The organism is Dasania marina DSM 21967 (genome assembly GCF_000373485.1).
Classification (GTDB): domain Bacteria; phylum Pseudomonadota; class Gammaproteobacteria; order Pseudomonadales; family Dasaniaceae; genus Dasania; species Dasania marina.
Map to the genome: position 1 here is coordinate 187,826 of NZ_KB891575.1, position 19,930 is coordinate 207,755.

Sequence of the window (19,930 nt, forward strand, 5' to 3'; positions counted from 1 at the left end):
TCTAGTCTCTAGTCTCTAGTCTCTAGTCTCTAGTCTCTAGTCTCTAGTCTCTAGTCTCTAGTCTCTAGTCTCTAGTCTCTAGTCTCTAGTCTCTAGTCTCTAGTCTCTAGTCTCTAGTCTCTAGTCTCTAGTCTCTAGAAAATTTTTGCTCGTGGCTAGCGCCTGTCAACTACTTTCTGCCGTTCATCTAGTGACTATCAACTAGCGACTCACCTTATTTTCCCTGCATCACACTCATCATGTCCCACATAGGCAGGAAGATACCCAGCGCCAAGACCATCACTATACCGGCTATACACACGATTAATATGGGCTCTATCATGCTGCTGAGGTTTTGCAGGTCGTAATCCACCTCTTCTTCGTAATACAGCGCTACTTCAGCCAATAGCTCGTCAATCTGGCCAGTTTCTTCGCCCACTTGTAGCATTTGCAACACTAGCGGGGTAAACATCTGTGATTGGGTGGAGGTGCGTAGCAAGCTCTCGCCCCGTTGTATGCCATCGCGCATGCCACTAATTTTTTCGCCTATATGGCGATTGCCCACCGCCTTGGCGGTTAAATCCAGCGCCTGTATTAGCGGCACCCCCGAACCCAACATCATGGCAAAGCAGCGGCTAAAACGCGCCAGCATAGAACGCTCTAAGATGCTGCCGATTAAGGGTACGCGCAGCTTGCTTCTATCCCACCAACGCTCACCGTCATCGGTTTGTAAGTAATAACGTACCCCAAAAACCACTAATACTATGCCCACTGCCAATAGATGCCAGTAATTGACAAAAAACCAAGAGGTGCCTATTAGCACCTTAGTGGCCCAAGGCAGGTCGGCACCAAACTTGGCAAACATATCGGCAAACACAGGTATCACGAATAAGTTTAATATCACTATCGCGATGCTAATAGCGATAAGCACAAACATGGGGTAGCGCACGGCGGTTTTAATACGCCGCCTAGTGTCTTTTTCTAAGGCCAAATATTGCGCCAGCTGCTGAAAGGCTAAATCTAATCTACCGGTGTTTTCACCCACCTGCACAATATTGACGTACAGATCGTCAAATACATCTCCGTGGCGCCGCAGGGCACTGGATAAGGCCACACCCGTGTTGAGGGTATTACCCACATCAAGCAACACCTTGGCTAAGGTTTCGTTGCTAACCGATGCCGCCATACCGCGTATGGACTGGTTAATCGCCACCCCTGCCCGATTTAAGCTATACATTTGGCGGCTGAACATAATCAGTTCTTCCAGGGCGACTTTTTGCTTAAACAGCCTAGGCAGTTCTAAAGCCGTTTTTTCTACGGTTTCGGCTATAGCTATGGGGGTTACCCCGCGCCCCTGTAGCTGGCTGGCCACCGCATCCACCGACAAGCCCTCTAAGGTACCGGAGACTAGCTCGCCGCCGCGGTCCCTGCCTCTGTATTTAAACTGCGCCATGGCTTAAGCCTCTGCCTCGGGCTGTTGCGGCACCTGCGCTACGACTTTAACCTCACCCTCTTCCGCTATTTGCTCAGATACCCGTAGCACCTCCTCTATAGAGGTAACCCCCTGCACGGCAAAATCCAAGGCGCAAAGGGTTAGCGGCTTAAAGCCAGGCTGCTTTCTCGCGGCACTGGCAAAAGCGATGGGGTCAGATACCCGCAGGGCATCGGCCATTTCATTGTCAATTTCCAGTAATTCAAAAATACCTATACGACCGCGGTAACCGGTGTGATTACAATGGGAACAACCACGGCCAGTACTAAAGGTCATGTTTTCAACATCACTGACTAAAGCCCGTAACCATTGCTGCTCTTGCGCTGAGGGCTGATAGGATTGGCGGCAACTTTCACAGATGCGGCGCACCAAACGCTGAGCCACTACCGCCCGTAGCGAACTAGCCACCAAATAGCCTTCCAAGCCAACATCAATTAAGCGCATGGCGGAGGTAATAGCGTCATTGGTATGTAAAGTAGATAACACTAAGTGACCAGTAAGCGAGGCACGCACGGCGATTTCTGCCGTCTCTTGGTCACGAATCTCACCGATTAACAATATATCGGGATCTTGCCGTAAGGTGGAGCGCAGCACTTGGCCAAAGCCTAGGCCAATTTTTTCATTTACCTGCACCTGAGTAATACGCGGCAAGGTGTATTCCACCGGATCTTCTACGGTAATGATTTTCTTTTCGGCTTTGTTTAGCTCTTGTAGTGCGCCATAGAGCGTGGTGGTTTTACCGCTACCGGTAGGCCCGGTAACCAAAATCAAACCATGGGGTCTGGTCACTTGGCGGCGGAATCTTGCCAGTAAATCTTTGGGCATGCCCACGTGATTTAAATCTATGGCACCGTCGCCCTGATCCAGCAAACGCATCACCACCGACTCACCAAACTGGGCCGGCAAGGTGGATATACGCACATCGATGCTGCGGCCTTTTACCGATATATTAAAACGGCCATCTTGGGGCAGGCGTTTTTCGGAAATATTTAAACCTGACATCAGCTTTAAACGCAGCACTAGCGCCGGGGCGATGCGCTTTTCGTTCATGACATGTTCTTGTAACACACCATCTACCCGCTGACGTATACGTAATACGGTTTCATCGGGCTCTATATGTATATCGGAGGCTTTAACCTGCACCGCATCTTCAAAGATAGAGCGCAGTAATTTAACCACTGGCGCATCTTCGGCGCCGGTGGCTTCTAGATAATCTATATCGCCCTCGTCGTCGCCCATCTCATCGCCCAGCTCTTCAGCCAGCGACGAGATTTCATCGGTGCGTCTATACAATATGTCCAGCGAATCCAATAGCTCAGACTCACGTACTACCGCCAAATCCAAAGGCTGCTGAACAATGCGCGACAGCTCATCAAAGCCAAAAATATCGGTGGGGTCGGCCATACCAATCAGTATGTTTCCGTCTTGCTCTTTTAACACCACCGCCCTATAGCGGCGAGCATAGGTTTCCGGCAGACGTGCGGTTAAGTCAAAGTTAAAATCGTAGTTACGCAGCTGTATAAAAGGCACGGCCAATTGCTGTGACAACAGGTTGAGCATGGCGTCTTCTTCGATAAAACCTAAATCGATTAACGCCCTGCCCAATTTTTTGCCACTGGTTTTTTGCGACGCTAAGGCATCGCCCAGCTGCTGATCGCTAATTAAACCTTTGCTAATCAGCAAATCACCTAAACGAATTTTTTTCACTTCTTTATTATTCGCCATTGGCACCCTCTACTGTCGATGATGGGTAAACGTTTACAGCGCCAGCTAAGGCCTCGTAGCGGCTGCGGGCATAGTCACGCAGCGATTGATTAATACGGCCTGCGCGCATAGCCTGTAAAAAATCGGCTCGCGCATCGGCTTTTAAGCCCGCTAACTCTTGTGATATAGCCAAGCCCACCCACCATGAACCCTGCCCGGAATCAAAGCGCAACAAGCTTTTATACACTTGTATGGACAAGGGATATTGCTTAGCGCGCTGCGCCGCCATAGCCAACAGTTCGTAGTAAGGGGTTTCCGATTTAAGATCAGGCTGCTTGCTTAATAATAACTGCACCGCTTTTTCAGGCTGCTGGTTAAGCACCAACAAATGCGCCTGCAAACGACGCAATGCACTAGCCTTGGCAACAAGGCTGGGCTGCGTATCTAAGGCAGCCTGAGCATCGGCGTGACGATTTTGTTTTATTAACAGTTCAACCAATAGTACCTGGCTAGCTAGCGCCTGCGGGTAGCGCTGGATAAATCTTCGCAGCAGCACTTCGGCGGCGGCTTCATCGCCACTACGTATGGCACTATTGGCCTCCTTAACCGTTAGCGTATCTTGTTGGCCCACAGTTAAAGGCGTACTGGTTTTTACACGCTGGGCAGGCGCGATGTTTTGTATGGCCACGGGTTTGGCTGCTACGGCGGCAGGCTTCGGGCCGCTAACCACGGGAGTGGGCTTAGCCACTAACAATAAACTTAACTGCTCACCGTTCTGACGCTCGCGCTTTACCAATACCGCCTGCTGTAAATCAAACAGCAGCACCATGCCTTCTTTATACGGGCGAAATGAAACGGCACTCACCGGTGCTTGCGCCGACGCCAAGTGCGGTGGTAATTGCGCAAGCACCTGATTAAAAGTTATCGCTAACTGGCGCTGATTATTAGTCAGCTGATAATCCAGTGGCTGCGTGGCCACAATATGTACCTGCAAACCCTCGGCAGTTGGTTCAAAGTTTATCGCGCTTATAGTAGGCTGTGCCGGCGCTTGCGTAGGGCTAGTATTTTCCATGGACTTGTTGTTAAGCGCGGAGGCATCTCTAGGCTTAGCTTGCTCAGCCTGTACGAGTATTTTCTGTGCCTCAACGAGACTAGATGGCGCTCGGTACTGTTGCCACAACACGATTGCCACTGCGGCTAAAGTCAGCACCAACAACAGCGCATACCAAGGCCGTTTGGGGGTTTTGCGTGTAGGTGCCTGCGCGGTTAACCATTCTAAATTTTCACTTTGGGCAGGCTGATCTACGCGACGTTTTTCTAGATCATTGAGCATGTCATTCACTAAACTCACGAGCACACACTCCAAAACCAACGCATCAATACATTAGGTAATACCGCATCCTCGGTATCATTAATTGCCGCCAACACATGCCGCCTCTCGATTTGTTTTACCCCTTTACCATAGGCGCACATTAAAGATTTATGGCACAACATATTAATCAGCCTAGGCACCCCTCTGCTGGCCTTAGCAACCAAAACCACAGCACTACTGTGAAACAATTGCTCACCATGATAGCCAGCGGTGTTTAATCGATGCTGTATATAGCTGCCCACACCATCGGTATCCATGGGCGTCAATTGACAGGAAAAAGTGATGCGCTGTTTTAATTGCCGCAATTCGTGCAAGGCTAGCAATCTATCTAACTCAGGCTGGCCAAATAAAACGATATGGATTAATTTACTGGTTTCGGTTTCTAAGTTGGAAATTAAACGCAGCGCCTCTAAGGTTTTTTCGGGCATGGTTTGCGCTTCATCAATTATCAACACTACCCGCTTACCTTCAGCCACTAACTCAATTAAACGTTCATTAATCGCTTTTTGAAATTCATTGATGCCATCGCGGGTTTTACATTTCACCCCCAACTCTTCCGCCAGGGCCTTATATAAAGCCGCGGGGTTTAAAAATGGATTGGGGATGTAAGCGCTGTAATAGTCATCGCCTAAACTGTTTAATAACTTACGACATAATAAGGTTTTACCGGTACCAACCTCACCAACTACCTTAATAAAACCCTCGCCATTACTTAGCGCTACGCGCAACATATTAAAGGCTTCGCGATAGGCCCTGACATTAAAAAAGTACGAGGTATTGGGTGTTAAACCAAATGGCTGTTCTTTTAACCCAAAGTATTCGTTATACATAATTGTTGCCGCTTAGCAAAACGCTAATCTATTGTCGCCCAAAGTACATGGGCTCCATGGCATCGCGAAACTGGTCGAAGCGTCGCGCTGATTCATTCAGCGACTCCGTCATACCATCGGCACCGACGATAACGGGCTTAAGCAAAATCACCAATTCGCTTTTAACGGTTTTATTGCGCTCTTGGGTAAATAAATGCCCTAGTAAAGGGATATCCGATAAACCCGGCATACCGGAGTTATCTTCTACCGCAGTGTCTTGCATCAGGCCGCCCAACACCACCACATCACCGCTGCGAGCATACACGATGCTATCAGTTTCACGTATGGTGCTTAGCGCTAAAGGTAACTCCAACACTGAGTCACCTAAACTCACTATCTTAACTTGATCAGATACTTCGCTAATTGACGGGTGTATATGCAGAATAATTTCATTATCCCCACTGATTTGCGGGGTAACATCTAAGGCTATGCCTGAGAAGAACGGCGTCAATTCCACTTCGGGGCTACTAGTAGTCCCGCCGGAAGAGGTCGTTGTAGTATTAGACACCTGGGTGACAAAAAACTCATCCCGGCCCACTTTAATCACCGCCTGCTGATTATTAACCGTTGATATTCTTGGACTGGATAACACCTGCACATTGCCCTGGGTTTCCAGTAATTGAATTACCCCGAAGAAGTCGCCAGTATCAAAAGCCAAGCCAAATACGCCACCGGCAGCCGTGGCAGGTGACGAGCCACTAAGGCCAAAGGCTAAGCTATTATTGCTGCCGGGGTCAGCCAAGGCGGTCCAGTTAATGCCGCTTTGATAGCCATCGGATAATTGCACTTCTAAAATTTTTGCCTCTAACACCACCTGCCTGCGCATGATTAATTCGGTGCTGCGTAAATATTCTCGCACCACCTCTAATTCACCGGCATCGGCTTTGACTACAATCACACCCGCTTGCGGTGTCACCACCACACTGCGGCCATCACCGCTACCAATTAACATGCCTAGAGTTCGCCTTAGCTCCCCCCAAAAATCTGACTCGGTAGTAGTTTCTATTAAAGTGCCGACAGAGGTAGCACCACCATTGCGGCCGCCCCCGCTATTATTCTTTTTGCTGGAGCTGTTGCTATTATTGTTGCCGCCACTATTGCTGCTACCGGCACTAGTCACCTGACCGGCACTAACTTTGGTTTCGGAAAGGCCGCGACGTTTCAAACTTAAGTAATCAATTTTAAACATTTCTGACTGCAGGCCATCGGGTAACACCTGATACAGATTGCCACGCTTTTTATAGGGATAGCCGTAAACTTCACGCACCACGTCCATCACCTCTTCTACGCTGACATTGCGTAATTCCAAGCTAATAGTGCCGGTAACGCCTGGGTGCACCACCATATTGTAAGACGTATCTTTTACCAGCCCCATAAAAAAGCTGCGCGCATCAACATCATCGACATAAATCTCAAAGCGCTCTTCTTCATTACTCGCGGCGCTCAACTGCGAGCCCACGCTGGGCAATAGGGCATCGCTAATCGCCGCTGGCGGCTCGCCAGCGGTAGCTTTAGGCTGCGCTGCATCAGTGAGAATTTGCCTTGCATTATCAACCGTACTGGCATCCCGAGTTTCCATGGGAGTCCACGCACAGGAGGCTAATAGCACAAGTACACTAGAGCTTATTATTTGCCGACCGACCATTTATTGTTCCCGCCTTATTGCGACTCGTTTTGGCTTTAATTCTATAACACGCCCGTTTTTATCTAAGCGCACTAGCTTATGGCTAATTGAAAGTACTGTTGCGCCGTTAATGCTTTCGCCCGCCGAGAGAGCTTTGCCATTAATAATAGCGACCTTACGTGTATCTGATATTAATACACTGTTTAAATAATATTGTATTTTAGCCGCTCGCTCCGCGCCAAAACCCGGCGGCTTAGTGGGGTCAGAGGCCAACGCCTGTGCGCTTAGCGCCCACACCGCAACTAGCAATAAAATAGCTTTATCTAAGCGCATGCTAAACACCTATCCAATCGGGTGACAAGCTCACGGTATGCACCTCTAGAGTGATATTTGCCTTGGGGTAGCTCGTTACTTCGTAATGCATAGCATCCCAATTAAAACGCCAAGGTAATTGTGACAGTGCTTCAAAATAGTCTATGGCCGCCGGATAGCTACCCTCTAAACGCAAAATAAAACCGTGTTTATACAAGCCCTGCTTGTTATCGGATTCGCTATTGGCCGAACGTTGCGGGCCTTGCTTTGAGGCTTGCTGTTCGTCAATAAGAATCACTACCGGTTTATTTTCTAAGGACAGCAGTTTTAACTGGGTATTTTCAGCCAAGACTTTTTCTAATACCTGCGGCATAAGCTTGGGCGGAATTAAGGTTAATAGTGAAGCCTGTATGCTTTTATCTAAGCGTAGTAAGTCCGTATTTAGCTTATCGCGTTGAACCAACTTGGCTTTATTAACCCCCACCGCCAGTATCATTTCTAACTGCTGTTTTTCTGATTTTTTTTGCTGTTGTTGATCCTGCAACTGCTGTTGCTGGCGCGTCATTTGCGCATTACTTTTTAGCACCGGCTCTAGCAACAACCACTGCAAGGCAAAAAACAATACCGCAGCCACCATTACAAACACCATCACCCGCTCGCGGGTTTGCAGAGCATCTATCTGCTGCCGCCAACCAATAATGCGCGCTTTAAAGGTTTCTCTCATAGTTTGTTATCCTTCGCCGCGGCACGTATTTCAAAACGTAAGGCATTGCGCTGCTTTTCGGCTTGCGCCATGCGCAATACATTAAACTGCTGGCCACTAAACACCGACTCCTGTGATAGGCGTTGCATATATTGTGGTAAATACTCGGGCTTTAAGGTGTAGCCCATCAAGGCCATTTGACCGCCTTGCTTGCCTAAAATAATTTCGGTAAACCATAAGCCCTGCAATTGCTGGCGCGCCAAGCCACTAAGATGCTCAGAGAAACCTTTTTGCTGGTATTGGTCGCTGGGGTCTATGCTGGCCAGCAATTGCCGCCTAAAGCGTATAGCTGATTCTAATACTGCTAGCTCATTCACCAGTGTGGAGTTATTTTCTTGTGCTTGTTTTTTTGCACTTAAGCCCTCTACCTGTTTAGCGAGCTCGGCCTGTTGTGCACGCCCCTGCTGTAACGCTTGATTAAGGCCAGTCTGCTGCCACAGCGCGATAACATAAACCAGCACCAGTACCAACATAACACCGCCTAACAGCCACGCCTGTTGGCGCGCCGAAAACGGTGGCTCTACAACCCTATCTAGCTGGGAGACTAGGTTAATGTGTTGCATTAACGGCCCCCTTAGCATGGTTAGATTGATTGCTAGACTGATTATTAGACTGACTGCTAGCCTGCTTGCCCGGACCAGTGGCGGCACCTAGGGCGGTAACGGCCAAGGCCAGCTCTTCTGCCGGCAAATCACTTTGTACTAGAGCGCTAACATTTAACGGCGCGACATTAACCCCTAGCTGCATAGACAGAAAATCGCCCAAGGCTGCAGTAGCGCTAATCGCTGGTGAATAATAAAGGTTGGAGATAATGCCCTTGCCCAGCTGGCTCTCATAAAAATCTAAGGAGCGCTGTATTTCTAGCAACAGAGCCTCAAACTGCTGTAAATGATCGCCCTCACCGGCAAAGGAGGAATACCCTATATCCATTTTACGGCTCAGATAAATCTGGCCATCCTCTATTAGATTAATAAAACCTTCGCCTTCTAATAAATGCAGTATGGCGGTGCCGCCGCGCACTTCCGGCAGGGCAGCCGATAAATTATGTAGGGCTAATTCTGAGACCTCTATACAGTCCAAGGCCAAGCCTGCCGCTTCTATAGGCTGAACTAAGCTCTGTAAACTATTTTTACGCATCACCGCCACATAGAGCATAGACTTACGACCACGATAGGCATCTTTAGGCAGGCTAAAATAATCAACAGCGGCATCGCTAAGAGGGTAATCGACTAGATCTTTCAAACGCCAGCGCACCGCTTCAGCCATTTCACCGGCTTGCACTTCGGGCGACTCGGCGAGGGTGAGCTGATAATACAGGGGGTGCAATACCAAGCTGCAAGGTTTATCCTGCCAATCGTGCTCATCGACCAAGCCGCACAATATCTGCTCGGCCTCGCCAGCCTGAGGGTAGCTACAGCAAAAATCTACCGCGCCTGCGGCATTAATATTAACCACGCGTAGGCCGTCTGGCCCCATGGCCACCGCTACTCGCCCTGTCGTAGCTTTTTTATTTTTCAACCAGGGTATTGTTATTTTCATTCGCCCTGAGTTTCTCCCTCAGCCATTAAAATACCGACTCTATATGCTTGAGCATTGTTGCAGATTTGCTTATAACTTCACAGTTTACTTGTTGTTTTTTTTGTAAGCCCCTGCTTTTTATAGCAAATTCTTGTCAGAATTCGAGTATTTAGGGCCACTATCCAGCATTTAATAAAAATACTTTTAGGTGGCGAGTTTACCCGCTGCAATAAAAAATTATACATACGGCCAAAAATCAGCCAAAATTTACCCCGCCCGCATCACAAGCCAACCCCATTACCAGCCAGCCTAGGGAGAATATCATGACGGCAAACACGCCGGATAACGTCGGTAAAACCATTAAAGGCAATAGTAAACGCCAGCAAATACTGGTGATCGCCAGAAAAATTATTGACGAACAGGGCTACCAAGAGCTGAGTTTTAATCACATTGCCAGCCAGCTGGAAGTCAGGAAGTCTAATGTACAGTATTACTTCCCCTCTAAGCAGTCATTAATGAACGCGCTAATTGATGAGGCCAGAAACTATACCGATAAAGACCTGTTCCGCGGCGAGGCCGACCTCGACATAGACCCGGAAAAAACCTTTATGCGCTATGTTAGCGACTGCGTGGGCAGCCTATTTAAATCCTCAGACCGCAACTTCTTCCGCAACCTATTCTGGCTGGCCACTTACGACGATAAAATAGCTGACGACGTCAAACAGTTGTATAAAGCCTATATCGATGACCTCACCCGCCTTATCACCTTACTCAACCCCTACATCAGTATTGAAGAGTGCCGCGCCAAAGCCACCATTATCGTGTCGCTATATGAAGGCTTAGGGGTGGTGGTCGACACCGATCTGCAGCTCAGCAGCTCAGAGAAGCTTATAGAAGCCACCCACCAAAGCGCTCTAATGATAGCCAAACAAGCCTAAGCCGCCAGCCTCAGTGCCGCCGTTTGGCGGCGCCTGACCTCAGCTCCAACCCCTTTCTAGAAACCGTCAACCCCTTTACCTTCGGTTCATCAGAGCCTTTTTTGGCCCGCAACCAAATATATTGGTAATGATTCAGACTTTATGACAGACTCCCCGCCAAGCTTTCACTAAATATTAGTAAAGGCTTGCTTTATAGAACAGGTCAGATACCGGCGAGCCTCATAACGACAACGATAGCAGCCCGCCTCAAGATGTATTTTGGAGACACTACTAATGAAAAAAAGCAGCTTGGCATTAGCCATTAGCGCCACCCTTACCGCCCCCTTCTTAACCGCACAAGAAACACAATCTTGGGCCATAGAAGAAGTGATCGTTACCTCACAAAAGCGTATGCAAACGCTGCAAGATATACCTATTGCGGTAAGCGCCTTCACCGGTGACTTTATCGCCGATGCCCACATCACCGACGTCAAAGCATTAACCACCTTAACGCCTGGCGTTACTGGCGACTCTGACGACAGTTTTCTAGACACCTTAAACATACGCGGCGTAGTCACTAACGACTTTGGCGTAGGTGCCGAGCCTTCCATAGGCCTATACCAAGACGGCGTTTATCTAGGCCGCACCGGTGGTGCCGTTACCAGCTTCTTCGACTTAGAAATGATAGAAGTGGTTAAAGGTCCGCAAGGCACATTGTTTGGCCGTAACTCCTCTGCAGGTGCCATCAGCATCGCCACCAAAAAGCCCCATGAAGAATTAGAAGGCTCGTTAACCATAGGTGCCGCCGAAGATGGCTATAGCACCTATACCGGTGTTTTTAATACGCCACTTAGCGACACTTTCGCTATGCGTATGGCTTACTTTCACGAAGAGCAAGATGGCTGGATCAAAAACATAGCAGGCGGCAAGGATTTAGGCTTTAACAATGTCGATGCTGGCCGTTTATCGTTTGCCTATATGGGCGAAGCACTATCCGCCACGCTAAGCTTCGAATACGAAGATCACGAAGCTAATGGCAGCACTTACAACGTATTAAACCGCGACACTGACCCTCGCCTAACAGGCTGGGAACGTCCTAGCGAAAAATACGGCGAAGTTGCCAGCGACCTAGGTGACGACAGCAGCGACGAAGGTGAAGTCTGGGGTGCAACCCTAACCTTAGAATACGATCTTAGCGACGAATACGCGCTAACCTCTATTAGCGCCTACCGCGGCCACAACTACTACTACTTAGAAGACTTTGACGGCTCAGCTGAAGCTATAGACCACTATTCCCAAAACCAAGAACAGGAATACTTTAGCCAAGAGCTACGCATTAACTACGAAGGTGAAGGCGACATTACGTGGTTTGCTGGCGTATCGGTCTACAAAGAACGCTTATCGGCGCAAGTCAGCGACAGCTATGACGAAGACACACAGTGCTCATTCTCAGCTACAGCTTATGCCGCCGCAACATATGGCTTAGGCCTAGTCGACGAAAGCGCTTATACTCCCGACTGTAGCGCCTACTACTTTTACAACGCCGACACCTATGGATTCCAAACTGGCGTAGCCGGCAACGGCATGGTCACCGAACGTCGCGCCGTCGATGCTGAATATGAAGGTTGGGGCGTTTACGGTGATATCACCTGGGCCGCTACCGAAGACTTAGAGTTCACCTTGGGTGCACGTTATACCCAAGACAAACGCGACCTAGGGCTATGGATGCTAGAAGACACTGAGCTAGCTAACCCCTCTATCTTTAACGGTGCCGCATATACCGATGGTTATGTTTACCAAGACGATGACTGGAGCAACTTCTCCCCTCGCCTGGCGGTGAACTACTACATCAACTACGATGTTTCTGTTTACGCTACCATTTCACAAGGCTATAAAGCTGGCGGCTACAACACCAACAGCCTAGGCTATAAAGACCCTGCTAAAAACGGTGCCTACTACGCCAATGAAATTCTTAATGGTCGTTCAGGTGACGCCACTGACAACGCCTTGATTGAATCTTTCGATCAAGAAGAAGTCACCAACTATGAAATAGGTGTTAAATCGAAATGGTGGGATAACCGCATAGAAGCCAAAGCCAGTATTTTTCAATACGACTTTGACGACTACCAAGTTAACTACTTTGACGCAGACATAGTTGCTACCCGCGTTGTAAACGCTGGTGATGCACAAGGCCGCGGCTTAGAAGCCGACTTGCGTATACTGCCTACACAAAATATCGACATCTACTTAGGTGTAGCTTTCCTGGACACTGAGCTGACCAAAGTTAAAACGGCAGCTATTTGTACCGACTGTAAAGGTAATACTTTGCCCGGCACCATAAAAACTAGCTACGCTTTAGTTGCAACTTACATCATGCCGTTTCCTGAATCCGAAATGCGCTTCGCGCTAGAAAACTTCTACCAAGACGAAGCCTCGGTAGACTTTGACGACCGCAAAGAAATTCGTGGCGATGACTATAGCAAGTTTAACTTCCGCGTTATCTATGCCCACGACAATGGCTGGACAGTAGAAGGCTATATTGAGAACTTAACCGATGAGGAATACTATAAAGGCGCTGCCTATGATAGTTTCAGCATAGGTTCACACCAGATCTCACCAGCTAAGCCTCGTACTGTAGGCGCCAACGTAAGCTACCGCTTTTAATTAACGCTTACTAGCACCATTAAAAGGGCTGGCCATTGGCCGGCCCTTTTTTTTGCTTTAACACTAATAACAAGTACAGTGGCTATAGTCCCTAGAAAAACCTTCTGCCAAGTAAAGTAACTATGACAAACAATCCTAGAGAAACTTTTTTCCAAGCCTTAAATGCCTACAAAACCGGCAACATTGATGAGGCCGAAGCATTGTGCAAAAAATTACTACAAATCAACGCCAAAGAAGTAAACACCCTAAGGCTATACGGCCAAACCCAACACAAAAAAGGTAGGCTAGGCGAAGCCGAAAAAGCCTTTAACGCTGTTATTAGCTTAGCCGGCGACTACGCCCATGCCTATATAGATTTAGCCCTAGTCAAAAAAGAGCAACAGGATTACGCCAGCGCTGAACAGCGCCTGCAACAAGCACTGCACATAGACAGCAAACTACACCAAGCCAGCAAGTTGCTACATGAAGTACTGCTGGAACAGGGCAAAACAGAACAAGCCCAAGCCATGAGCGGGCATTTTCAACAACGCGAAAAAATTACCGAACTGATAGCCGTGGCGCAGCAGCAATTACGCGACAATCAACATGAGGCCTTAGAAAAAACCGGCCAAGCGGTGCTAGATGTGGACCCAAGCAATATGGCTATTTTGCTAATACTGGGCGACTACGCCAGCTCTAAGCTCAACCCACAACGGGCCGAACAGCTATACCAAAAAGTACTCAGCAAAGCCCCCGAAAATTGGCGTATATGGAACGGCCTAAGTCGTGCCCAGCTCATGCAAGACAAGGTGAATGAAGCGGATACCAGCCTAAAACGCAGCTTAGAAATTAACCCTAATGCCGACGAAACCTTAATCATCAAAGCTGACGCCTATATCAAAAACTACGATTACCACCAAGGTATCAGCCTACTTAACAACATTTTAGAAAAATCCCCAGACTTAAACGGTGCCCGGTCACAACTAGGCCTAGCCTTAAAAACCATAGGCGAACAAGAACAAGCCATCATAGAATTGCAAACCTGTATCGGTAACAATGAAAATTATGGCGAAGCCTACTGGGCGCTTTCTGACATGAAAACTTTTTCCTTCAGCGACCCGCAAATCGCCACCATGCAACAAGCACTCAATAATAAAGAGCTACCAGAAAAAGACCAAGTCTATTTCGGCTACGCGCTGGGTAAAGCCCTAGAGCACAAAAAAGATTACCGCAACGCTTTCGGCCACTACCAACAAGCCAACCGCGTACAAAAAACCCTGGTGGATTACAGTGCTGCAAGCAATAGCCAGCAAATAGATACTATTATCGCCACCTATAACGCTGCTTTTTTTGCCCAGCTAGAAAACAACCCTAGCCTTGATAAAGCAAACCAAGAAGTAACACCTATTTTTATTGTCGGCCTACCTCGTTCTGGCTCTACCCTGCAAGAGCAAATACTCGCTAGCCACTCACAGATAGAAGGCACCCAAGAATTACCCTATATGCCGCGTATCGCTGCCCGCATGGCCACTCTTTATCCCAAAAGCAGCTCTCCTAACAGCCCTACCAGCAACCCCGCCAGCCACTTAACAACCAGTAACATTCAAAAAGCAGCAGCCCATTATTTAAAACAAGCAGAATTTCACCGCCAACAAAAAGCACCGTTTTTTATCGACAAGCTCCCCAATAACTTTGCTCATATAGGTTTGATTTTATCCTGCTTCCCCAACGCTAAGATCATAAACGCCCGTCGCCACCCTATGGACAGCTGCCTAGGCTGCTACAAACAACTATGGGCAATGGGCCAGCACTTTACTTACGACCTCACTGATTTAGGTTTGTACTACCACGATTACGACAGGCTTATGCAACACTGGCATAAGGTATTACCGGGTAAAATTTTAGATGTGCAATATGAAGAAGTGGTGGATGACCTGCCCAGCCACGTAACGCGCCTGTTAGATTACTGCGAATTACCCTTTGAGGAAAACTGCATCAACTTCCACCAAACCGAGCGCGCGGTAAAAACCTCCAGCTCGGAACAAGTGCGCAAACCCATCTACCGCTCAGCGCTGGCCTACTGGCAAAATTTTGGCGACTTATTAGATCCACTACAAACAGCACTAGGGGACGTGTTAAAAAAATAAGAGGCAAGAGGCAAGAGGCAAGAGGCAAGAGGCAAGAGGCAAGAGGCAAGAGGCAAGAGGCAAGAAACTTTGGACCTGCGCATTACTAAATCAAGTCTTTTTTATCTTTTTCTTAAAGCTTACCTCTTGTAGCTTACATCTCAGCCTGAAAGGCTGATAAATACTTGCAGCTTAAAGCTCGCCGCTCGCGGCGAGACTCATTCGCCACCGATGGCTGAGCCGGATACTGTCGCTACATGGGCAGGCCCCTCCCCCCTTTATCTAAAAGACGCCCGCGTCCGCTACTGAGCCTTAAGGCGCTGCGCTGTCTCATCCGCTACCGCGGCCAGCCCCTTTATATTTCGCGACAGCACCCAGCTCACCCCTCTACCATCAAGCGTATTTCAGTATTGTCGACAAGGAATATGTACCGTAATGCCACTACGATTTGTGTAGGCAATAGCCCAAGGTTATTGCGGAATATCAAAGATGAGCGCTGAACGAGCGAATGAGACCGGCTGCTTTCCCCGCAGGGGTGACGGGCTCAGGCGGGAGTGAAGGCAGCCCGGAGGGCCGCCATCATGCAGCAATAACCTTGGGCCATTGTCAGATTAAAACATTTACTCTATCAGAAAATTTCACAGCATTTTTTTCATTACTGTAAATACTTAGGCCAGTACAACTGGTTTTCTAAAACCGAGGGCTAACTTTTAATATTGTCGGTAATAAATATGCACTGTGATATTACTGCGATAGGCAGGCAATGGCCCGAGGTTATTGCGGAATATCAAAGATGACCGCTGAACGAGCGAATGAGACCGGCTGCTTTCCCCGCAGGGGTGACGGGCTCAGGCGGGAGTGAAGGCAGCCCGGAGGGCCGCCATCATGTAGCAATGACCCTGGGCCATTGCCGAGCTAAAACTTTTCAACTGTAACAATCAGCAAACTTTTCATAAGGTTTGTTTTTTCTTACAACTTACAGCTTGCCGCTTAAAGCTCGCCGTTCACGGCGACACTCATTCGCCACCGATAAAGCCCTGTTGCCGCCAAGCTTCATAGCTAATAATCGCCACCGAATTTGATAAGTTTAAACTGCGACTAGTGGGTTGCATGGGGATGCGCAGCCGGTTTTCCAAGGCGATGCTATTCATCACCTCATCAGGTAAGCCGCTGGTTTCTGAGCCAAATAACAACACATCATCAGCTTGGTATTGCAGCTGATCGTGGGGCCTACTGCCTTTAGTGGTGCAAGCCAATATACGCCTATCCCCCATCGCCTCTTTAAAAGCGGCGTAATTAGGGTAGCGCGTTACTCGGTTTAAATCGTGGTAATCCAAGCCGGCGCGGCGCAGCTTTTTTTCTTCAAAATCAAAACCCATAGGCTCAATAATATGTAGCTCACAACCATTGTTGGCTATCAGCCGAATAATATTCCCCGTATTAGGGGCTATACGGGGTTCGAATAAGGCAATATGAAACATGACGCACTCTCAATGTACTTTTTGCTCAGCCTAAACTAAAAAACCGCAGGCGCTAATCGCACTGCGGTTTTTTTAATCACGCTCTAAAGCTTAGTGTGCTTCTGGCGCTGGCGCTGCTTCAGCTTGTTGCTGCTGTTCAGCGGCGGCTTTTTGCATGGCCTGCACGTATAGCGCTTCAAAGTTAACTGGCTGTAAACCTATGGCCGGGAAACCACCTTTAATCGCCAAGCTATCTACCGCTTCACGCACATAAGGGAATAATAGGTTAGGGCACATGATGCTAACCGCACGACGCAGCTGCTCATCTTCCAATCCTTTAATTAAGAAGATACCCGCTTGGTGCACTTCAATTAAAAAGGCCACGTTATCCTCTAACTTACCCGTAATAGTCACAGACAAGGTCACTTCGTATTGATCGTCAGACAGCTTGTTGTTTTTGCTACCTAGGTCTACCTGAATTTCAGGCGCCCATTGTTTGGTAAAGACTTCCGCCCCTAAAGGCGCTTCAAACGATACGTCTTTAATGTATAAACGCTGTACTGCAAATTGTTGTTCATTCTCAGCCATGCTGACACCTCTCTTTATTGTATTGTCACACTAGCCAGCACATTGCACTAATGCATCGAATTTCCCTGCGCGTTCCAACGCAAACAAATCATCACAACCACCGACATGAGTATCACCTACCCAAATCTGTGGCACCGTGTGGCGGCCACCTTTCTGCATCATTTCTTGTCGCAGCTCAGGGTTACCATCCACAATTAATTCTTTTACTACTACACCTTTGCTTTGCAATAACTGCTTGGCGCGCGTGCAAAAAGGGCAGTAATTGGAGCTATACATTAATACGTCTATAGACATTACGATACCTCAGGCAACTGCATACTTTTCCATTCCATCATGCCGCCACTGAGGCGAAACACCTGCTCAAAACCCGCCGCAGTTAACTGCTTACCGGCAGCGCCAGAATGCTGGCCCATTTTGCACACCATCACTATAGGACGATCGCGGTAAGGCTCTAACTCACCTAGGCGGGTAGCAAAGCTGCTAGACGGCATGTTAATGGCGTCTACTATATGCCCAGCTTTAAATTCAGCCTTATCACGCACATCAATGACTACCGCCTCTTCTTTATTAACCTTGTTAATCATTTGCTGTGGTGACAAGCTAGCGCCACCCTTCTGCGACTCGTACTTCATCAACACAATAAAGCACACCAATACCGCGCTAGCGAGCATCCACTGCTGCCCTAAAAACTCTATAAACAATGCCATGTCTAATATTTACCCAATTCAGTAATAAGTCGCTAGCACTTTCTACAGCCTGATACTGCTGCAGGCTGCCTAGCAAAGCTGGCGATTATACACAGCCTAGGCAGTTTTCTCACGGCTAAATCACTAGCGGCGAATTAACTGCGCTGCCATTAGCCAAACTCTAGCAATACCGGTAAAATTCGCCCCCTTAGAGATAAGGGCAAAAAGTCAGTCTTCAAGCCCTAGCTCGCCATAACGCCACGTTTGCGAATTATCGCCACTGTTTATCGCCACTATAGAGATGTTATGAATACTGAAAGCCCAAAAAAGCCTGTAGTTTTAGTCATTCTTGATGGCTGGGGTCACCGTGAGGACCCTGAAGACAACGCCATCTTCCACGCCAACACCCCCAACTGGGACAACTTGCTTAAGCAATACCCCAATACCTTGCTTTCAGGCTCAGGCCCTGATGTCGGCCTGCCCGAGGGGCAAATGGGTAACTCTGAAGTGGGCCATATGAGTTTGGGCGCCGGTAGAGTGGTGTACCAAAGCATTAGCCGCATTGATAAGGCCATTACCGATGGCGACTTTTTTCAAAACCCGGTTTACAGCAAGGCCATTGATCAAGCACAAGCCAACGGTAAGGCTGTACACATTTTTGGCCTACTCTCTGCCGGCGGTGTACACAGCCACGAAAAACATATCGCCGCCATGGTTACTATGGCCGCCCAGCGCGGTGCCGAAAAAGTCTATGTACACGCCTTTTTAGATGGCCGTGACACACCACCACGCAGCGCCCTACCTTCACTACAGGCACTGACTCAGCAATTTGACCAGCTAGGCTGCGGCCGTATCGCCAGCGTGGTGGGCCGCTACCATGTAATGGACAGAGACAACCGCTGGGAGCGCGTACGCCCCGCCTATGAACTGCTAACCCAAGCCAAAGCCGCCTATAGCTTTGACAACGCCAGCGATGCCTTGGCCGCGGCCTACGCCCGCGATGAAAACGATGAGTTTGTTGCCCCCAGCGTCATCCAAGCCGACGGTGAAGACAGCGCCGCCATCAACGATGGCGACAGCGTGATCTTTATGAACTTTAGAGCCGACCGCGCCCGCGAAATTACCCGCGCTTTTGTCGATAGCGATTTTGCCGGCTTTGAACGCGCCAAAACCCCGGCCCTGGCCAACTTTGTCATGACCACCCAATACGCCGCCGACATTAAAGCCGATTGCGCCTTTCCCCCCGAAAAGCTCAGCAATAGCTTTGGCGAACTGATGGCGAAGATGGGCAAAAAACAACTGCGCATAGCGGAAACTGAAAAATACGCTCACGTCACCTTCTTCTTTAGCGGTGGCCGCGAAGCCTTATATGACGGTGAGGATCGCGAACTGATACCTTCACCCGATGTTGCCACCTACGACTTACAGCCAGAAATGAGCGCGCCTGAGGTAACCGAAAAACTCTGCGCCGCCATGGCCAGCGGCAAGTACGATGCTATCATCTGCAATTACGCCAACGGCGATATGGTAGGCCATACAGGTGTGTTCAGCGCTGCGGTTAAAGCCGCCGAAGCGATAGACGTCAGCGTTAAGGCTGTAACTGAGTCCGCCCTAGCTAACGGCTTTGATTGCCTAATCACCGCCGACCACGGCAATTGCGAGCAAATGCACGACCATGTGTCGGGCCAAGCGCACACCCAACACACTACCGAGCACGTGCCCTTTGTGTATGTGGGTAAACGCAAAGTCAGCGTTGCCAAGCAAGACGGTCGCCTAGCAGATGTCGCCCCCACCATGTTGGCCCTGATGGGGCTGGCGCAACCGGTGGAGATGACTGGCGTATCGCTGCTTAGCATTGATGACTAAGCAAGCCATAA

The 19,930-nt window shown here is 48.8% G+C and carries 17 protein-coding genes; 4 read left to right on the forward strand and 13 right to left on the reverse strand.

The window, feature by feature from the left end; translation table 11 throughout:
- Nucleotides 1-214: 214 nt before the first annotated feature.
- The 9 genes from B067_RS0100775 to B067_RS19275 all read right to left on the reverse strand — a co-directional run bounded on the left by B067_RS0100775 (nt 215) and on the right by B067_RS19275 (nt 9,654).
- Entirely contained in the window at nt 215-1,432 is a 1,218-nt protein-coding gene (locus tag B067_RS0100775; protein ID WP_019528135.1) for a type II secretion system F family protein, read from the reverse strand.
- Nucleotides 1,433-1,435: 3 nt separating this feature from the next.
- The gene (locus B067_RS0100780; protein WP_019528136.1) at nt 1,436-3,196 is read right to left on the reverse strand and encodes a GspE/PulE family protein; all 1,761 of its coding nucleotides are present in this window, start codon (nt 3,194-3,196) and stop codon (nt 1,436-1,438) included.
- Nucleotides 3,186-4,526: a tetratricopeptide repeat protein gene (locus tag B067_RS0100785; protein ID WP_019528137.1), complete on the reverse strand. Its 1,341-nt coding sequence runs from the start codon at nt 4,524-4,526 to the stop codon at nt 3,186-3,188. The genes B067_RS0100780 and B067_RS0100785 overlap by 11 nt, the downstream gene beginning before the upstream one ends.
- A complete protein-coding gene (locus B067_RS0100790; protein WP_019528138.1) occupies nt 4,523-5,377 on the reverse strand; it encodes an ExeA family protein in 855 nt (284 codons plus the stop codon). Before B067_RS0100790 ends, B067_RS0100785 begins: the two co-directional genes overlap by 4 nt.
- Before the next feature lie 28 nt (nt 5,378-5,405).
- Nucleotides 5,406-6,995 (reverse strand): pilus (MSHA type) biogenesis protein MshL, encoded by a 1,590-nt coding sequence (gene mshL, locus B067_RS0100795; protein ID WP_019528139.1) that lies wholly within the window; start codon nt 6,993-6,995, stop codon nt 5,406-5,408.
- A 66-nt stretch (nt 6,996-7,061) separates the two neighbouring features.
- Complete coding sequence (locus tag B067_RS19265; protein ID WP_019528140.1) at nt 7,062-7,373, reverse strand: hypothetical protein; 312 nt, start codon at nt 7,371-7,373, stop codon at nt 7,062-7,064.
- Between the two features lies 1 nt (nt 7,374).
- Nucleotides 7,375-8,076, reverse strand: a complete 702-nt coding sequence (locus tag B067_RS0100805) for a hypothetical protein (RefSeq protein WP_019528141.1) — start codon at nt 8,074-8,076, stop codon at nt 7,375-7,377.
- Complete coding sequence (locus B067_RS21095) at nt 8,073-8,678, reverse strand: PilN domain-containing protein (protein WP_019528142.1); 606 nt, start codon at nt 8,676-8,678, stop codon at nt 8,073-8,075. The genes B067_RS0100805 and B067_RS21095 overlap by 4 nt, the downstream gene beginning before the upstream one ends.
- Complete coding sequence (locus tag B067_RS19275) at nt 8,665-9,654, reverse strand: type IV pilus biogenesis protein PilM (protein ID WP_019528143.1); 990 nt, start codon at nt 9,652-9,654, stop codon at nt 8,665-8,667. Before B067_RS19275 ends, B067_RS21095 begins: the two co-directional genes overlap by 14 nt.
- A 302-nt stretch (nt 9,655-9,956) precedes the next feature.
- Here B067_RS19275 and B067_RS0100820 point away from each other — a divergent pair, with 302 nt between their 5' ends.
- The 3 genes from B067_RS0100820 (at nt 9,957) to B067_RS19280 (ending at nt 15,340) form a co-directional block, all read left to right on the forward strand.
- Entirely contained in the window at nt 9,957-10,571 is a 615-nt protein-coding gene (locus B067_RS0100820; RefSeq protein ID WP_019528144.1) for a TetR/AcrR family transcriptional regulator, read from the forward strand.
- A 273-nt stretch (nt 10,572-10,844) separates the two neighbouring features.
- Nucleotides 10,845-13,214: a TonB-dependent receptor gene (locus tag B067_RS0100825; RefSeq protein WP_019528145.1), complete on the forward strand. Its 2,370-nt coding sequence runs from the start codon at nt 10,845-10,847 to the stop codon at nt 13,212-13,214.
- Nucleotides 13,215-13,336: 122 nt separating this feature from the next.
- Complete coding sequence (locus B067_RS19280) at nt 13,337-15,340, forward strand: tetratricopeptide repeat-containing sulfotransferase family protein (RefSeq protein ID WP_019528146.1); 2,004 nt, start codon at nt 13,337-13,339, stop codon at nt 15,338-15,340.
- A gap of 995 nt (nt 15,341-16,335) precedes the next feature.
- Here the strand turns inward: B067_RS19280 and B067_RS0100835 are convergent.
- The 4 genes from B067_RS0100835 to B067_RS0100850 all read right to left on the reverse strand — a co-directional run bounded on the left by B067_RS0100835 (nt 16,336) and on the right by B067_RS0100850 (nt 18,074).
- A complete protein-coding gene (locus B067_RS0100835; RefSeq protein ID WP_019528147.1) occupies nt 16,336-16,800 on the reverse strand; it encodes a tRNA (cytidine(34)-2'-O)-methyltransferase in 465 nt (154 codons plus the stop codon).
- Nucleotides 16,801-16,890: 90 nt separating this feature from the next.
- Nucleotides 16,891-17,367 carry a protein-export chaperone SecB gene (secB, locus tag B067_RS0100840; RefSeq protein ID WP_019528148.1) on the reverse strand — a complete coding sequence of 159 codons (477 nt, stop codon included), beginning with the start codon at nt 17,365-17,367 and terminating at the stop codon, nt 16,891-16,893.
- A gap of 30 nt (nt 17,368-17,397) precedes the next feature.
- Complete coding sequence (grxC, locus tag B067_RS0100845) at nt 17,398-17,661, reverse strand: glutaredoxin 3 (protein WP_019528149.1); 264 nt, start codon at nt 17,659-17,661, stop codon at nt 17,398-17,400.
- Complete coding sequence (locus tag B067_RS0100850) at nt 17,661-18,074, reverse strand: rhodanese-like domain-containing protein (protein WP_019528150.1); 414 nt, start codon at nt 18,072-18,074, stop codon at nt 17,661-17,663. Before B067_RS0100850 ends, grxC begins: the two co-directional genes overlap by 1 nt.
- A gap of 285 nt (nt 18,075-18,359) precedes the next feature.
- Between B067_RS0100850 and gpmI the strand changes: the two genes are divergently transcribed.
- Entirely contained in the window at nt 18,360-19,919 is a 1,560-nt protein-coding gene (gpmI, locus tag B067_RS0100855) for a 2,3-bisphosphoglycerate-independent phosphoglycerate mutase (protein WP_019528151.1), read from the forward strand.
- Nucleotides 19,920-19,930: the final 11 nt, after the last annotated feature.